Source organism: Burkholderia sp. WP9 (assembly GCF_900104795.1).
Taxonomy (GTDB): Bacteria; Pseudomonadota; Gammaproteobacteria; order Burkholderiales; family Burkholderiaceae; genus Paraburkholderia.
In genome coordinates, this window is the sequence record NZ_FNTG01000002.1 from 1,113,474 (window position 1) to 1,130,606 (window position 17,133).

Genomic DNA, 17,133 nt, shown 5'->3' on the forward strand with positions numbered 1-17,133 from the left:
TTAACCTCTCACTTTCAACACGGCGTCAGCGATCTGCCTGGCCGACGGGATATACATATCTTCGAGCACACCGGCGAACGGCGTGGGCGTATGCGGCGCGGTCACCATTTCGATCGGCGCCTTCAGCGAGTGAAATGCGCGTTGTGCGATGAGTGCGGAGATATCCGTGGCCATCGAGCAGCGCGGATTCGCTTCGTCCACGACCACGACGCGGCCAGTGCGCCTCGCGCTTTCGAGAATGGTCTCTTCGTCCAACGGCGAGGTGGTGCGCAGATCGATCACCTCGACCTCTATGCCGTCTTTCGCGAGTTTTTCCGCGGCCTCGGTGGCGTAATGCACCATGCGGCCGTACGTGACGATCGTGGCGTCGTCCCCGTCCCGTACGATGTTCGCTTCGCCGAACGGAATCGCATACGACTCTTCGGGCACGTCGCCTTCGCGGCTGTATAGCAGCTTGTGCTCGCAGAAAATCACCGGGTCGTTGTCACGAATCGCCTGGATCAGCAGCCCTTTCGCGTCGTACGGTGTGGACGGACACACCACTTTCAGTCCGGGTATGTGCGTAAACAGCGAGGTCAGCATCTGCGAGTGCTGGGCGGCCGCGCGCAAACCAGCGCCCTGCATTGCACGTATCACGACCGGCGTCACCGCCTTGCCGCCGAACATGTAGCGGAACTTGGCGGCCTGATTGAAAATCTGGTCGAAGCACACCCCCATGAAATCGATGAACATCAACTCGGCCACCGGCCGCATGCCGCACGCGGCCGCGCCCACCGCCGCGCCGATATAGCCGCCTTCGGAAAGCGGCGTATCGAGCACGCGGCCCGGATACTTGTGAAACAGGCCTTTCGTGACGCCGAGTACGCCGCCCCACGCGTCCTGTTCGCCTGGCGAGCCTGCGCCGCCCGCGTTGTCCTCGCCCATCACGATGACGGTTTCATCGCGGGCCATTTCCTGACTCAGTGCTTCGTTGATTGCCTGAGAAAATGTGATCTTGCGTGCCATGTCTGTCTCCTGGCGACCGGCGTTAGCGCTGTCGCGCCGACTTCGGTTCCGTGAAAGTTTGCGAATCGTTCGGGTTTGCCGCGGGCGCGTTACGGATAGGACACGTAGACGTCGCTCAACAGGTCTTCTGCGGTTGGCAGCGGAGCGGCCTTGGCCTCGGTCACGGCGCTATCGATCAACACCTTGACTTCCGCATCGACGCCGCGCAATTGATCCGCGCTGAGCATCTCTGAGCGCACCACGCGTTCCTCGAAACGCTTCAGGCAGTCTTTCTCGTCCCGCAGTTTCTGCACTTCGCCCGGCGCGCGATAGGTTTGCGCATCGCCTTCGAAGTGGCCGAAGTAGCGCGAGAATTTCACTTCGACGAGCGTCGGTCCGCCGCCGTGACGCGCCCGTTCGATCGCCTCGCCAAGCGCCTCATGCACCGCGAAGAAATCGAAGCCGTCCACGATTACGCCTGGCATGCCGAAACCGCTCGCGCGATCGGCAATGTTGTCGGTCGCAACGGACCACGTCGAAGAAGTCGCTTCCGCATAACCGTTGTTCTCCGCGACGAAGATCACCGGCAAGCGCCATACGGACGCAAGATTCATCGATTCGAAGATCACACCCTGATTCGACGCGCCATCGCCGAAGAAACACACGCCCACGCCGCCCGAGTTCTTGTACTTTGCCGCGAGCGCCGCTCCGCAAATCAGCGGGCCGCCCGCGCCGACAATACCGTTCGCGCCGAGCATGCCCTTCGACAGATCGGCGATATGCATCGAGCCGCCTTTGCCGTGGCATACACCGGTCTTGCGGCCATAGATTTCGGCCATCATACCGCGCACGTCGACACCTTTGGCGATGCAGTGGCCATGACCGCGGTGCGTGGTCGCCACGTAGTCCGCGTCGTTCAGATGCAGCATCGTGCCGACCGCGGACGCTTCCTCGCCCGCATACAGGTGCACGAAACCGGGTATTTCGCCGGTCGCGAATTCCACGTGCAGGCGCTCCTCGAACTCGCGGATCGTGCGCATCATGCGATACGCCTTCAGCAGTTCGTCCTTGCTCAACTCAGTTGAAACCGACATGGTGTGTCTCCTTGGAATGAATGCACTGCTTGCCTACAACCTACGTTTGATGCGCAACCACATTTGCCACTTCACGAACCAGTTGCCGCGACGCCGAGTAGCGCAGCGTGCGTTCGACATCGACGGTGAGCGGCCCGTCCCAATCCAGCGAGATTTCGTATTGATCGCCGCGCTCCAGTTCGATTTCGCGCTCGCCGTCGAACGCGAGCGTGCCGTGTTCGGCATCGAGCGGCGTCCAGTTGCCGACTTCGAAACGCTCGCAGGTCCGCATGAAGACCCGCTCGACGCGCCCCGGTGCAATCGGCGCGACCAGCGGCACGCCGGATTCGCCGGGCCGCGCAAAGCGCAGATGCAAACCGTGCGACGCCGTGCGCTCGACGGGCGCCCACGCGCCGCCGATCGACGAGAGCCCGATGCCGTCCGGCGACGCGAAGGTGAGAAAGAGCGTGTCGATATCGGCCGGATCGGATACGGCGCGAGCACCGACGAAGCGTTGCCGGCTCACGCACACATCCACTAAGGCGATCTCTTCACGGCCGCGGTTCGGACCGGCCACGCAGCGCACCACAAGGCGTTTGTTACGCGTGAACGCCACTTCTGGCGGCACCGCGCCGGACGCTGCCAGAGCGCCGGCGAGACCGGCGACCGTCGCCTCGCGCAGATCGGGAAACGCGTTGTTCGTGCCCGTCGACAAGGTCAGCAACGGCACCCTGCCGCAATGCGCGGCCACCGCGCGATGCGTGCCGTCGCCGCCCAGCACCGCAATCAGTTCGACGCCGGCCTGCAGCATGGCGGCGACACCCGCATGCGTGTCCACGGCGCTATCGGTGATCGGCTGTTCGATGAAATCGACCGCGGGCCAGCGTTGCTGCGCGGCGACCGCGGCATGCGTATCGAGCGCGCGCAGCAGCAACGCGGCAACGCCGGTCCGGTCGCGCAAGGTCAGCACACGATCCACGCCGAGCACGCCCAAGCCCGCCAACAGACGAACGACCATGTTGGCTTTCTCGGCTGTCGGAAACACCGATGCGTAGGAGGTAAGGCGGCGAATGTCACGACCCGACGCGGGGTTCGCGATCACGCCGACGGTCACTGGCGATGGCACTGGGCTTGTCTCCTGCCCGCGTCTTGCGCGGACTCATACCTGGAGCGCCGTCTTCGAGCGACGACGCTTTTGTCATGAGCAGAACACTGCAAGGGGTGTGCCAATTTCACCGCGCGAGCGTCAGACCAGGCGAACGTGCCTTGTTTAAAGGGTCTTGCGCCTCGAACACGTTGCGAGGCGGGTTGGTCGCGCCGTGCGCCGCAACGCGCGGCGCGTCTCACGTACCGCGTGTGCGACGTGCAGCGGCTGGCATCACTTGCGCATTGAGTCGTGCAAACGCTTGTGCCACCTGCATCGAGGCGATGCGAGACGGCGTCTCATCCCGAGTTGAGACAAACGTCTCACGCGTCTCGCGTGCTGCATTGCAATGTGATTGATGCGGCGGGATGTGCTACAAGAACAGCCTGACCTGACTGCGTGTCGCTCGACCGGAGCCGACCATGCCTTACGTTTCGCAAAACCAGCACGTCGAACGCGTGCGCGGCGCCATCGAAGGACGGCTTCCCGCGCCGGCCGATTCCACGCGCCTCGTATCGTCGTGGCAACGCTCGTTCGAACAATATCGGCTCGATCCCGGGGCGGCGATCGGCCCACGCGTCCTGACGTCTGCCGAATTGCGCGAAGTGCAGGGAAAAGAGGAGGCTTTCCTGCGTGCCTCGGGCCAGTGCCTGAGCCGCCTGCACGACATGATTCGCGTCGCCGACTATTGCGTGATGCTCACGGATGCGCACGGCATCACGATCGACTACCGGATCGAGCGGGAACGCCGCAGCGATTTCAAGCACGCGGGACTGTATATCGGATCATGCTGGTCCGAACGGGAAGAAGGCACGTGTGGCGTGGCGAGCGTACTGACCGATCTCGCGCCGATCACGGTGCATAAGACCGATCACTTTCGCGCCGCCTTCACGACCTTGACCTGCAGCGCCGCGCCGATTTTCGCGCCGACCGGCGAGATGATCGGCGTGCTCGACGCCTCCGCCGTGCGCTCGCCGGATAACCGCGACAGTCAGCGGTTGGTGTTCCAACTGGTGCGTCAAAGTGCCGGCCTGATCGAGGACGGCTATTTCCTCAATCAAACCGCGCAGCACTGGATCCTGTTCGGTCATTCGAGCCGCAACTTCGTCGAGGCGCAACCCGAAGTGCTGATCGCGTTCGACGAATGCGGCAATCTGGTCGCCGCCAATCGCAAGGCGCGCGAGTGCATTCCCGCGTTGAACGGTCCACGCCACATCGACGAGATATTCGACACGGCCGACGTGCACCTGCACGACGTCGCGCGTACCGATGCGATTGTCTGCTTGCGCCTGCGCGCGACGGGCGCCACTTTGTACGCGCGCATTCGTGCGCCGCTCAAACGCGCTTCGCGTGCGACAACCGGCGCGGCGGCCGGTGCCGCGCGGCAATCGCACGGCGGGACTCAGGACGATCTGCAAGTCGGCGCATTGGGCCGTTTTCTGAAAAGCGCCGATGCACGCATCGCGCACAACGCGTCGGTGGCATTGCGCATCATCGGCAAACGGCTGCCGATTCTGATTCTCGGCGAGACCGGCGTCGGCAAGGAAGTCTTCGCGCACGCCGTGCATGATTCGGGCGCGAGACGTACACGGCCATTTATCGCCGTGAATTGCGGGGCGATTCCCGAATCGCTGATCGAGAGCGAACTATTCGGCTACGCGCCCGGCGCCTTTACCGGCGCACGCAGCCGCGGCGCTCGCGGCAAGATCGCGCAGGCGCATACCGGCACGTTGTTTCTCGACGAAATCGGCGATATGCCGCTCAATCTGCAGACACGGCTGCTGCGTGTGCTGGCGGAAGGCGAGGTGATGCCGCTCGGTGGCGATGCGCCCGTGCGCGTCGATATCGACGTGATATGCGCCACGCACCGCGATCTCGCGCAGATGGTGGCGGAAGGATCGTTCCGCGAAGATCTCTATTACCGCTTGAGCGGCGCCAGCTTGCCGATGCCGCCGTTGCGCGAACGCGCGGATATCGGCGACATGATCGCGGCCGTATTCGACGAAGAAGCGCAAATGGCCGGACATGTCCTCACCCTCGACCCACGCCTCGCCGAATGCCTCGCGGCCTTTGCATGGCCGGGCAACATTCGCCAGTTGCGCAACGTACTGCGTTACGCCTGCGCGATGTGCGATTCCGCCCGCGTTAAATTGCGGCATATCGCGCCGGACGTCGCGGCATTGCTGGCACCCGAGGGCGCGGGCAATCGCGCATTGGCGTCGGCGTTCGCGCAGCAGGACCCGCGCGACGAGCGTACGCGCATTGTCGAAGCGCTGACGCAACATCAATGGCGGCCCAACGCCGCGGCGCAATCACTGGGCATGTCGCGCGCGACCTTATACCGGCGTATCGCGAAACTGGGGATCGTCGGGCCGCATCGCTGCTAATGCTTTTTCCGCTGGCGCCGATAATCCAACGGCACCACCGGTTAGTGGCTGATCATCCATGGCCTGCCCGCGGGATTGGTCTTGAGGCCGCCCGCGGTCGTCGCGCCCTTGATGCTGCCCGATCCGCATCCACAACCCGGCCCATGCCGGTGCTTGTACTCGGCCGAGCGTTGCGGCGCATGCGCCGAACGCTCGTTGACCTGATGCCCGGCGCGCGCGCTCGCCGCCATCAACGACAACGAAGGCAAGCTCAAGGTGCGTTGCGCCGGCGTGTCACAGGTGGGGCATGCGCAAGGCATGTCGCGCTCGGCCACGCGGCGGATCGCCGCGAATGGGCCGCAGTTCTCGCAACGGTAATCATATGTCGGCATGGTATGGTCCTTGAGTACCTTGATTCGTTCTATCTCCAACGACCGCCGCGCCATGAACAAACTCAGCACGGCGGTCTTCCAGCCACAACCCGTTCGGGTGTTTCAACAGCCGCCTACGTCAGACCAGATCCGGTGACAAAGGCAGATCCACGCCGCCGGTAATGTGCTTGACGGGCCCTGCGGAAGTCGGCTGGATATCGAAGTCGAAAATCTGCGTCGGCAACCAGAGCGTCGCGCACGCGTTAGGCACATCCACGACGCCGCTGATATGCCCCTGCACCGGCGCCGTGCCCAGAATCGAGTAAGCCTGCGCGCCGGAGTAACCAAACTTCTTCAGGTACTCGATCGCATTCAGGCACGCCTGACGGTAGGCGATATGCACGTCCAGATAGTGCTGCTTGCCCTGCTCGTCGACGGAAATGCCTTCGAAGATCAGGTAGTCGTTATAGTTGGGTGTGATCGGGCTTGGTTTGAAAATCGGATTCTTGATCCCGTATTTCTCCATGCCGCCTTTGATCAACTCCACCTTCATATGCACCCAGCCGGCCATTTCAATGGCGCCGCAGAAGGTGATTTCACCGTCGCCCTGGCTGAAGTGCAGATCGCCGACGGAAAGACCCGCGCCGTCCACGTACACCGGGAAATACACCTTCGAACCGCGCGACAGGTCCTTGATATCGCAATTGCCGCCATGCTCGCGCGGCGGCACGGTGCGCGCGCCTTCGGCGGCGGCGTTGTCGCGCGCGTCTCCGGCGAGGCGCCCCATGTGCGCCGTGGCGGCGAACGGCGGATTGGCGAGGCCGGGAACGCGTTGCGGGTCGGTGGCGATCAACCCGGCTTCGCGCTCGTTCCAGGTGGCCAGCATCTTCGGATCAGGCAGGCAGCCGATCAGCCCCGGGTGAATCAGGCCCGCGAAATTCACGCCGGGAATATGGCGCGAACTCGTGTAGAGACCATGAAAATCCCAGATCGACTTTTGTGCTTGCGGAAAATGGTCGGTCAGGAAACCACCGCCATTCTTCTTCGAGAAGAAGCCGTTGAAGCCCCATTGGCTCTCCTGCTTCGCGCCAATGTCGAGCAGGTCCACCACCAGCAGATCGCCCGGCTCCGCGCCCTTCACGCCCACCGGTCCCGAGAGGAAGTGCACGATGGAGAGATCGATATCGCGCACGTCGTCGGCACTGTCGTTGTTCTTGATGAAGCCCCCGGTCCAGTCGTAGGTCTCCAGAATGAAATCGTCGCCCGGATTGACCCAGCAGGCCATCGGAATATCCGGATGCCAGCGGTTGTGGACGTTCTCGTTGTCGTAGGCCGACTGGTTCAGATCGACCTTGATTAGCGTTTCAGCCATTGCAAACTCTCCTCTTGGAAATTGCAGACAGTCGGCTCACACCGACAGATACTCGCGAATCTTCGCGGTGTCGGCGTCGCTGCGCGTGCTCTCATGCACGAGGCGCCCGCCTTCGATAACGAAGAGCCGGTCAGCCACATCGAGTGCGAAACTCAGGACCTGCTCGGACACGACAATCGTGATGTCCCGCAACTTGCGGATCTCATTCAGCGCGCGCGCAATGTCCTTAATGATGGACGGCTGAATGCCCTCGGTGGGCTCGTCGAGCAACAGCACCTTGGGCTCCGTCACCAGCGCGCGGGCAATCGCCAGTTGTTGCTGCTGACCGCCGGACAGGTTGCCGCCCTTGCGAGAGCGCATCTCATAGAGCACCGGAAAGAGCGCATAGATCTCTTCGGGCACGCGCTTCGTGGGCGAGTTCTCCAGACCGGTCTGGATGTTCTCCTCCACGCTCAAGGTGGAGAAAATCTGCCGCCCCTGTGGCACGTACGCGATACCTTTGGCGACGCGCCGGAAACTTTCATCGCGCGAGACCTCTTCTCCATCCACCTGCACCGAACCCGCCTTGAGCGGCAAAATGCCGATCAGCGACTTGAACAGCGTGGTCTTGCCCATACCGTTGCGTCCCATGATCGCCACGGTCTCGTTGCGGGCGGCGTTGAAGCTGATGCCGTGCAAGGCTTCGCTCTGGCCATAACTGACGAATACGTCGTCGACATTCAACATGCTGGGCTCCTCGTTGCTCGTTTCACGGCCGCCTCCTGTTTAACTCGGGGTTCGTTCGACTTCGTACACGACTCAGTGGCCCAGATAGACATCAATCACGCGCGGGTCGTTTTGCACCTGCTCCATCGCGCCCTCGGCGAGAATCTTTCCCTGGTGCATTACCGTGACCTTGTGGGCGATCTGCTCGACGAAAGCCATGTCATGTTCGATAACGATCATCGAACGGTTCTGGCAGATCCGTTTGAGCAGCTCGGCCGTGACCTCGCGCTCGCGCACGCTCATACCGGCGATCGGCTCGTCGAGCATCAACAGTTCGGGCTCCTGCATCAGCAACATGCCGATTTCCAGCCACTGTTTCTGCCCGTGCGACAGCAAGCCGGCTTCGAGATCGAGCTGACTGGCGAGGCCGATCTCACCAGCCACGCTTCTCACGCGGTCCATCACGTCGTCGGTGCGGCGAAACGCCAGCGCACCGAACACGCCACGTCCTCGCGGGAACGACACTTCGAGGTTCTGAAACACGGAGAGGTTTTCGTAGATCGACGGTGTCTGGAACTTGCGGCCTATCCCTTTGCGCACACGGCGAAACTCCGGCAACTGCGTCATCTCTTCGTTGCGGAACTTGATGCTGCCGTGGGTCGCACGCGTCTTGCCGCAGATGAGATCGAGCAGCGTGGTCTTGCCCGCGCCGTTCGGTCCGATCACCACGCGCAGCTCGCCGCGATCCACATACAGGTTGAGCGAATCGATCGCCTTGAAGCCGTCGAACGAGACGCTCAGCTCTTCCACAGCCAGCACGAAATCGGTATTGCTCATGAGGCGCTCCTTGCGCCGCGGCGCGCGAGCCACGGCTTCACATGACTGTCGTAGAGACCGGCGAGCCCGTTCGGAAATGCCATCACCACGCCAATGAAGAGCGCAGCCATCAGGAATAGCCACAGGTTCGGAAAGCTCTCCGAAAACCACGTCTTGCCGAGATTGACGAGCACCGCGCCGTAGACCGCACCGACCAGCGACATGCGTCCGCCGACAGCGGCATAGATCACCATTTCAATGGAAGGCACGATCCCCACGAACGACGGTGACATGAAACCCACCTGCAACGTGAACATCGCGCCACCGATCGCGGCCAGTATCGCGGCGACGCAGAACGCGAACACTTTGAACATGGCCACGTCGTAGCCCGAAAAACGCACGCGGTCTTCCTTGTCGCGCATGGCGAGCAGCAGCGTGCCGAGCTTGCTGCGCTGGATTTGCCGGCAACAGAGAATCGCCACCAGCAGCAGGACCGCATTGACGAAGTACAGGATCAGCTTCGCACCGTCGCCGCGAATGTCCCATCCGAGCAGCGTGCGCAAATCCGTAATGCCGTTCACGCCGCCCGTATACCCTTGCTGGCCGATGATCAGCACCGAAAGAATCAACGCCACCGCCTGCGTGATGATGGCGAAGTACACGCCGCCCACGCGCCGCTTGAACATGGCAAAGCCCACCACGAACGCCAGCGCGCACGGCACGACCACCACCGCCGCAAGCGCGAACGGCAGCGAATGAAACGGCTTCCACCAGAACGGCAAAGCGGTGAGCTGGTTCCAGTCCATGAAGTCGGGAATGCCGGGCGTCGACTGGATTTTCGTGCTGACCGGGTCGGAGGCTTCGAGCTTCAGGAACATGGCCATGCAGTAGCCGCCGAGGCCGAAGAACACGCCTTGCCCGAGGCTCAGCACGCCGCCGTAGCCCCATGCCATCACGAGGCCGACCGCGACGAACGCGTAGGTCAGATACTTGCCCATCAGGTTCAGACGGAACACGTCGAGCGCGAGCGGAAACACCACGAGAATCAGCGCCGCCAGCACGGCGATGCTGCCGTAGCCATCGGTCGTCAGCCAGCGCCACAGCGCGGGCCGCAGGCCGGCGCGCCCGGCTGCATGATCCGGCGAGGCGGGCACGCCGGCGGAAGGGTTCAGCGGGTCCATATGCGTTTCTCCGGGCTGAAGCAATTGATAGGTCGGTTCAGAGGCGCACCCAATGAAAGATCACGCACGGCGCACCTTCGACGCGAAAAGTCCTTGCGGCCGGAGCATCAGCACGATCACGATGGTCAACAGCGTCACCACGCGCGCCGACGAACCCGTCATGAAGAACTCGCTGATCGACTGCATCTGCGCAATGCCGAACGCGGACGCCACCGTGCCGAGCAGGCTCGCGGCGCCGCCGAACGTCACCACGAGGAATGAATCGACGATGTAGAGCGAGCCGCTAGTCGGCCCGGTGGAACCGATCGCGGTGAACGCCGCGCCCGCGACGCCCGCCATGCCGCAGCCGATCGCAAAGGTCAACCGGTCGGTCTTGCGTGTGTCGATGCCCGCGGCATTCGCCATCTGCCGGTTCGCCACCGTGGCCCGCACACGCAGGCCCCAGCGCGAGCGGTATAGCGCCAGCAGCACGCCGCCTGTCATCAGCACGGCGAGGCTCATCACGAAGAGGCCGTTGATCGGAATGTCGAGGCCAGGCTTCGGCGACCATGAGCCCATCAGCCAGTCGGGCAAAGTCGGGCTCACTTCTTTCGGACCGAACACCGAGCGGAATACCTGCTGCATGCCGAGGCTCAGCCCCCAGGTGGCCAGCAAGGTGTCGAGCGGGCGCCGGTATAGATGACGGATCAACGCCCACTCCGCGACCCAGCCTGCCGCGAACGCCAGCGCGAAAGCCGCACAAATGGCGAGCGGGAAATACACGGGCGCGAAGCCGTGCCAATAGTTGTCGGCCAGCTGCGAAAACATATAGATCGTGTACGCGCCGATCGTCATGAATTCGCCGTGCGCCATATTGATGACGCCCATCTGGCCGAAGATCACCGCCAGCCCCAGCCCCATCAGCAGCAGCACGCTGAAAAGGCTCAAGCCCGCGAAACCCTGCATCAGCGTGATGTTAAGAATGTCCGAAGCCGACATGTCGCTCTCCTCGAATTGATCGGCGCGCGCTCGCACTGCGGCGGGCGCGCTGCACTCGTGGCTTGCCGCGGTGATTACTGGTAGCCCTTCGGGAACGGATTGGGCTCGATCAGATCCGGCGATTCCGCGACCACCTTGAACTGGCCGTCGGCCTGCGCCTGACCGATCCGCGTGCGGCTCCACAGGTGATGGTTCGCGTGAATCTTCACGTAGCCTTCCGGCGCGGTCTTCAATTCAATGCCGGGCGAGGCCGCCACCACCTTGTCGACGTCGAAGCTGCCGGCCTTCTCCACCGCCGCTTTCCAGAGCCATGGCCCGAGGTAGGCCGCCTGGGTCACATCGCCGATCACGGATTTCGGTCCGTATTTCGCCTTGAATGCCGCAACGAATTTCTTGTTGTTGTCGTTCTCGAGCGATTCGAAATACTTCATCGCCGAATAGAAGCCCGCGAAGTTTTCGCCGCCAATGCCGAGCACTTCGTCTTCCGTTACCGAGATGGTCAGCAGGAACTGCTTGTCCGCGGTGATGCCGGCCGCTTTGAGCTGCTTGTAGAACGCCACGTTCGAACCGCCGACGATGATCGCGTAGATGCAATCCGGCTTGGCGATCTTGATCTTGTTGATCAGCGAATTGAAGTTGGTGGTGCCGAGCGGGTAGTACTCCTCGCCCACCACCTTGCAGCCGGTCAGATGCTGCTCGATGTGCTTGCGCGCAATCTTGTTCGAGGTGCGCGGCCAGATGTAATCCGAGCCGATCAGGAAGAAGCTCTTGGCCTTCTTTGTCTGGTTCGCCCAGTTCAGCCCCCAGAGAATCTGTTGCGTCGCTTCCTGGCCGGTGTAGAACACGTTGTGCGACTGCTCAAGGCCTTCGTAGAAGGTCGGGTAATAGAGCAGGCCGTTGTCGCGTTCGAAGATCGGCAACACGGCCTTGCGCGAGGCCGACGTCCAGCAGCCGAACACGGCGGCGACGTGATCGTTCTCCAGCAGCTTCTTCGACTTTTCAGCGAAGGTGGGCCAGTCGGATGCACCGTCTTCCTGAATGACCTTGATCTGGCGGCCAAGAATGCCGCCCGCAGAATTGATCTGTTCGATCGCCAGCCGCTCGGCCTGAATCGAGCCGGTTTCGGAGATCGCCATCGTGCCGGTCGCCGAGTGCAACTGCCCCACCGTCACTTCGGTATCGGTGACGGCAAGGTGCGTGGTGTTGACCTTCGCGGTCGGATACTGCTGGGCCCGCGCGATGCCGGACATGGCCAGCGCGGGCGCGGCAGCGAGCCCCATCAGCAGTTTGCGGCGCAGCGCCGAGGGCATGCCGGACTCGTTCTGATCATCGTGTGACATCGAATTCTCCTTGTAGTCGTGATCGGGCGACCCGCGCTGGGAACCGGATGGCGGTGTCGACGCCACGAAAGGTAGGTAGCCAATTTGCGCGGCCCAATACGTCAGTTGACGTAGGGCGCGACGAAAATCCGCTCCCTATAATCGCGGCGGCGTGGCGTGCCCAATGGCGCGAGGGGAAGGAGGCGAGCGCGAATGGAATGCAATTTGCATGGCCGCACCGCTAGCCACGGAATCCGCCGACGAAAGGCCTCGATGCACCAAACGCAACCACAGAACCCTCTGCCCGCCGGTCCCTCCACCCAAGCTGGGGCATCGCGCCCGCCCGCAGGCGGCACGCAGCGCATCGTCAAGATCCGCCGCGACTACAACGCGTGGGTCGGCGACGAGACGCTCGAGGACTACGCGCTGCGTTTCACGCCGCGCACGTTCCGGCGCTGGTCGGAATTCCGCGTCGCCAATACGGCGATCGGCGCGGTGTCGTTTCTGGTGCTCGAAGCGATTGGTGGCGCGCTGGTGGTGAACTACGGTTTCACCAACGCGCTCTGCGCGATCCTCGCCGTCTCGCTGCTGATCTTCCTGACGGGCATTCCGATCAGCTATTACGCCGCACGCAACGGCGTCGACATGGACCTGCTCACGCGCGGCGCGGGCTTCGGGTATATGGGCTCGACGCTGACCTCGCTGATCTATGCGGTCTTCACTTTCGTTTTTTTCGCGCTGGAAGCGGCCATCATGTCGCTCGCGCTGGAGCTGTATCTGAAGGTGCCGCTTTCCGTGGCTTACGTGATCAGCGCGCTCGTGATCATTCCGGTCGTGACCTTCGGCATTACGTTCATCAACCGTCTGCAGGGCTGGACCCAGCCGTTGTGGCTCGTGCTGCTGGTCGTACCGTACGTCGTGGTGTTGTGGCGTGAGCCGCATGTGCTCGCGCAATGGGTGACGTTTCGCGGCGTTTCGGGCAACGGCCACGAGTTCAATCTCGTCGCGTTCGGCGCGGGCTGCACCGTGGTGTTTTCGCTGATCGTGCAGATTGGCGAGCAGGTCGACTATCTGCGCTTTTTGCCGCCGCGCACGCGCGCCAATCGCTTTCGCTGGTGGGCCGCGCTGATCGCGGCCGGCCCCGGCTGGATCGTGCCCGGCGCGATGAAAATGCTGGGAGGCGCGTTTCTCGCCTTTCTCGCCATCCAGCACGAGATCGATCCGGTCAAGGCCGTCGAGCCCACGCAGATGTATCTGGTCGCGTATCAGTACGTGTTCCACTCACCCGAAGGCGCGCTCGCCGCGATGACGCTATTCGTCATCGTGTCGCAACTGAAGATCAACGTAACCAACGCGTACGCCGGTTCGCTCGCGTGGTCGAATTTCTTTGCACGGCTCACGCACAGCCATCCGGGGCGCGTGGTGTGGCTCGTGTTCAACGTGCTGATTGCGCTGCTGCTCGTTGAAATGGGCGTGTTCGAAGCCATCAGCAAGGTGCTTGCTCTGTACGCCAACGTGGCGATTGCCTGGATTGGCGCGGTGGTGGGCGATCTCGTCATCAACAAGCCGCTCGGGTATAGCCCGCGCCATGTCGAGTTCAAACGCGCGCACCTGTACGACGTCAACCCGGTCGGCGTGGGCGCCATGCTGATCGCTTCGCTGATGGCCGCGCTCTCGCATGCGGGTGTCTTCGGCGCCACGGCTGAAGCGCTGTCGTCGTTCATTGCGTTGCTGGTCGCGTTCATCTGCGCGCCGCTGCTGGCCATCGCCACACGCGGTCGCTTCTATCTGGCGCGCGACGGCCGCGACCTCGAACAGGGCGCGATACTGCGCTGCGTGATCTGCGAGAACACCTTCGAACGCGAGGACATGGCGCACTGCCCGGCTTACGCCGGTTCGATCTGTTCGCTGTGCTGCTCGCTCGATTCCCGCTGCAACGACTCCTGCAAACCGCACGCGCGGCTGCCCGCGCAATTCGGCAGCTCGATGCGCACGCTCTTTCCCAAGCTCAAGCTCGGGCCGGCGGGCTTGCGGCTCGCGCAGTACGCCGGGTTGCTGATCGCCGTGCTGACGCTACTCGGCGGCGTGCTGGCGGTGCAGTGGTATCAGAGCGTGCGCACCCTGCCCGATCTCGACACGACCGTCCACGAGGTGCTGCTGCAGGGCTATCTGAAGGCGTTTTTCGCGCTGGCGCTGGTCGGATGTATTGCGGCGTGGTGGCTCGTGCTCGCCAACGAAAACCGCAAGGTCACGCAGGAAGAATCGCAACGGCAAGCCGAATTGCTGATGCAGGAAATCGAAGCGCACCGCAAGACCGACGCCGCGCTTCAGCGCGCAAGCGCCGCGGCCGAATCCGCCAACCGTGCCAAGAGCCGCTATGTGACGGGTCTGAGTCACGAACTGCGCACGCCGCTCAACAGCATCCTCGGTTACGCGCAACTGCTGCTGCAAGGCACCGACGAACTGCCCCCGGCTCGGCGCAATGCCGTGGAGACCATCTATCGCAGCGGCGGGCATCTGCTGGCGCTGGTGGACGGGCTGCTCGACGTTGCGCGGATCGAGGCCGGCAAACTGCAGTTGAACGTAACCGAGATTTCGCTGCCCGATTTCGTCACGCAACTTTCGGCGATGCTGGAACCGCAGGCCACCGACAAAGGACTGCAGTTCGAATTCCAGACGGGCGGGCGCATGGCGGAGGTGGTGCGCATCGACGAAAAGCGCGTGCGGCAGATTCTCATCAACCTGATCGGCAATGCGATCCGCTTTACCTCTCACGGTTCGGTGAAGGTACGCGCGAGCTATGCGTGGGAGACCATTACCTTCGAAATCGCCGATACCGGCCCCGGCATGCCGGCCACCGAGCTGGAACGGCTGTTCCTGCCGTTCGAGCGCGGCACGGCGGCGCGCGAACACGATCATGGCGCCGGGCTGGGATTGACCATCTGCCGGATGCTCACGGAGTTGATGGGCGGCAACCTGGAAGTGCAAAGCGAAGTGGGCAAAGGCACGCGCTTTATCGTCAAGCTGTTCGCGCCTGAAGTGCGTGCGCCGCAGTTGCTGGCGAGCGGCCCGCTCAACGTGAAGGGTTACGATGGGCCGCGCCGCACGGTGCTGGTCGTGGACGATCTCGCGGAGCAACGCCGCATTGTCGTGCAGACGCTAACGCCGCTGGGCTTTCACGTCGTGGAAGCCGCCAGCGGACCGGAGGCGCTGCAATGGCTCGGGACCGCGTCCGCGGATCTGATCGTGATGGATGTGTCGATGCCGGACATGGACGGCTTCGAGGCAAGCCGCCTGATTCGCGACAACCATCTGTCGGCCGCGCCGGTTCTGATCCTGTCGGCCAACGCATTCGCGGACGATCGCGACAAAGGCGCCGCAGCCGGTTGCGACGACTACCTCGCCAAGCCGCTCTACATTCCGCTCCTGCTCGACAAACTGGCCGCGCTGCTGCAGTTGCACTGGATTGTCGAGCCGACCGAAACCGCTGCGAGCGCCTCCCCCGTTGCACGCGCGGACGTAACGGCGAGCCTGCCCGCCACGTTGCGCGAGAAACTGCATGCGCAACTGGAAATGGGCTACGTGCAGGGCTTTATCGAACAACTCGACGCCGCCGAGCATGGCGCACCGGAACTCGCCAGCGTGCTCGAACCGTTGCGCGCGCTTGCGCGCCGCTTCCGGCTGACCGAACTCGCGCATCTGCTCGCGCCTACCCAGCAGGTCAATCCCGATGCATGACGACACTTTGCTCCTGCCGCCCGACACGCAACCGGACTTGCCCGACGGCAAACCGGTGGTGCTGATCGTCGACGACACGCCCGACAATCTCGCTCTGCTCTCCGATACGCTGCAGGCGTCCGGCTACGCGGTACTGGTGGCGCTCGATGGTCAATCCGCGCTGCAACGCCTCGCGCGCATTACGCCCGACGCCGTTCTGCTCGACGCGTTGATGCCTGGCCTCGACGGCTTCGAGACCTGCCGGCAGATCAAGGCCGATCCGCGCAACCGGCATCTGCCCGTGATCTTCATGACCGCACTGACCGATAGCGAACATGTGGTGCAGGGATTTCGCGTGGGCGGTATCGATTACGTCACCAAGCCGGTCAAGCCAAGCGAGGTCAGCGCGCGGATTGCCGCGCACGTGCAGCGTTCGCGCCAGCAGCGTCAGGCGGACAGGGTGCTGGAGATCGGAATGCGCGCGGCGCTGATCGCGGCGGCGAGCGGCGAAATCAGATGGCAGAGCGATCTGGCGCGGCAACGGCTCGCGTGGTATGAGACGGGCCGCAAGCTGACAGAAGGGGGAAATGATGACGGAGGCTGCCTGGTTTCGGCTTCGTTGACACCCAGCCGTGCCGACGAAGCCAGGCTGTTGCATCACCCGCTCGTCGAAGCCGGCCCGCGGCTGCCTGCCGTGCTGGCGCAATGGCTCGCGCGCTGGATCGAAGCCGGCTGCGACCTGCAAGCCGCCTTCGAGACCGCCGCCGACCGCGTGCGCCGCGTGGCGCGTGTACTGGGACCCGCGACGCGCGGCGAATGGGTGATCCTGCTGGAAGAATTCGACGACGCCGCTCATACCAGCGCCCTCGCCTCCCAATTCGGCCTGACGGCGCGAGAAGCGGAGGTGCTGCTGTGGCTCTCGCGCGGCAAAACGAACCGGGATATCGGCGACATTCTCGGCATGGCGCCACGCACGGTGAACAAGCACCTCGAACATGTGTTCGGCAAGCTGCATGTTGAGACGCGCGCTGCTGCCGCAGCGATTGCGGCGAAGGCGAGCACGCGGTATTGACGCAACTGGAAAACGGCGGGTTCCGTCGACGCACC

At 63.2% G+C, this 17,133-nt stretch carries 13 protein-coding genes; 3 read left to right on the plus strand and 10 right to left on the minus strand.

The features are described 5' to 3' along the window. The 3 genes from BLW71_RS26285 to BLW71_RS26295 form a co-directional block, all read right to left on the minus strand. Positions 1-1,005 carry an alpha-ketoacid dehydrogenase subunit beta gene (locus BLW71_RS26285; protein WP_091803674.1) on the minus strand — a complete coding sequence of 335 codons (1,005 nt, stop codon included), beginning with the start codon at positions 1,003-1,005 and terminating at the stop codon, positions 1-3. An 89-nt stretch (positions 1,006-1,094) separates the two neighbouring features. Further along, positions 1,095-2,078 (minus strand): thiamine pyrophosphate-dependent dehydrogenase E1 component subunit alpha, encoded by a 984-nt coding sequence (locus BLW71_RS26290; protein WP_091803676.1) that lies wholly within the window; start codon positions 2,076-2,078, stop codon positions 1,095-1,097. 40 nt (positions 2,079-2,118) lie between these two features. Then, a complete protein-coding gene (locus BLW71_RS26295) occupies positions 2,119-3,183 on the minus strand; it encodes an ATP-NAD kinase family protein (RefSeq protein ID WP_091803679.1) in 1,065 nt (354 codons plus the stop codon). A gap of 440 nt (positions 3,184-3,623) precedes the next feature. Between BLW71_RS26295 and BLW71_RS26300 the strand changes: the two genes are divergently transcribed. Then, entirely contained in the window at positions 3,624-5,588 is a 1,965-nt protein-coding gene (locus BLW71_RS26300) for a sigma-54-dependent Fis family transcriptional regulator (RefSeq protein WP_091803681.1), read from the plus strand. A gap of 41 nt (positions 5,589-5,629) precedes the next feature. Here the strand turns inward: BLW71_RS26300 and BLW71_RS26305 are convergent, their stop codons facing one another. The 7 genes from BLW71_RS26305 to urtA all read right to left on the minus strand — a co-directional run bounded on the left by BLW71_RS26305 (position 5,630) and on the right by urtA (position 12,330). Continuing rightward, positions 5,630-5,959, minus strand: a complete 330-nt coding sequence (locus BLW71_RS26305; protein WP_091808900.1) for a zinc ribbon domain-containing protein — start codon at positions 5,957-5,959, stop codon at positions 5,630-5,632. Positions 5,960-6,077: 118 nt separating this feature from the next. Further along, entirely contained in the window at positions 6,078-7,310 is a 1,233-nt protein-coding gene (fmdA, locus tag BLW71_RS26310) for a formamidase (RefSeq protein ID WP_091803684.1), read from the minus strand. Between the two features lie 36 nt (positions 7,311-7,346). Next, complete coding sequence (gene urtE / locus BLW71_RS26315) at positions 7,347-8,036, minus strand: urea ABC transporter ATP-binding subunit UrtE (RefSeq protein WP_091803686.1); 690 nt, start codon at positions 8,034-8,036, stop codon at positions 7,347-7,349. 72 nt (positions 8,037-8,108) lie between these two features. After that, the gene (urtD, locus tag BLW71_RS26320; RefSeq protein WP_091803689.1) at positions 8,109-8,852 is read right to left on the minus strand and encodes an urea ABC transporter ATP-binding protein UrtD; all 744 of its coding nucleotides are present in this window, start codon (positions 8,850-8,852) and stop codon (positions 8,109-8,111) included. Continuing rightward, positions 8,849-10,012 (minus strand): urea ABC transporter permease subunit UrtC, encoded by a 1,164-nt coding sequence (urtC, locus tag BLW71_RS26325; protein ID WP_091803692.1) that lies wholly within the window; start codon positions 10,010-10,012, stop codon positions 8,849-8,851. The genes urtD and urtC overlap by 4 nt, the downstream gene beginning before the upstream one ends. Positions 10,013-10,072: 60 nt before the next feature. Then, entirely contained in the window at positions 10,073-10,990 is a 918-nt protein-coding gene (gene urtB, locus BLW71_RS26330; protein ID WP_091808902.1) for an urea ABC transporter permease subunit UrtB, read from the minus strand. Positions 10,991-11,064: 74 nt separating this feature from the next. Then, positions 11,065-12,330: an urea ABC transporter substrate-binding protein gene (gene urtA, locus BLW71_RS26335; protein WP_091803694.1), complete on the minus strand. Its 1,266-nt coding sequence runs from the start codon at positions 12,328-12,330 to the stop codon at positions 11,065-11,067. Positions 12,331-12,582: 252 nt separating this feature from the next. Here urtA and BLW71_RS26340 point away from each other — a divergent pair, with 252 nt between their 5' ends. Further along, positions 12,583-16,047 (plus strand): hybrid sensor histidine kinase/response regulator, encoded by a 3,465-nt coding sequence (locus tag BLW71_RS26340; protein WP_502686835.1) that lies wholly within the window; start codon positions 12,583-12,585, stop codon positions 16,045-16,047. Beyond that, entirely contained in the window at positions 16,040-17,098 is a 1,059-nt protein-coding gene (locus tag BLW71_RS26345; protein ID WP_091803700.1) for a response regulator, read from the plus strand. Before BLW71_RS26340 ends, BLW71_RS26345 begins: the two co-directional genes overlap by 8 nt. Positions 17,099-17,133: the final 35 nt, after the last annotated feature.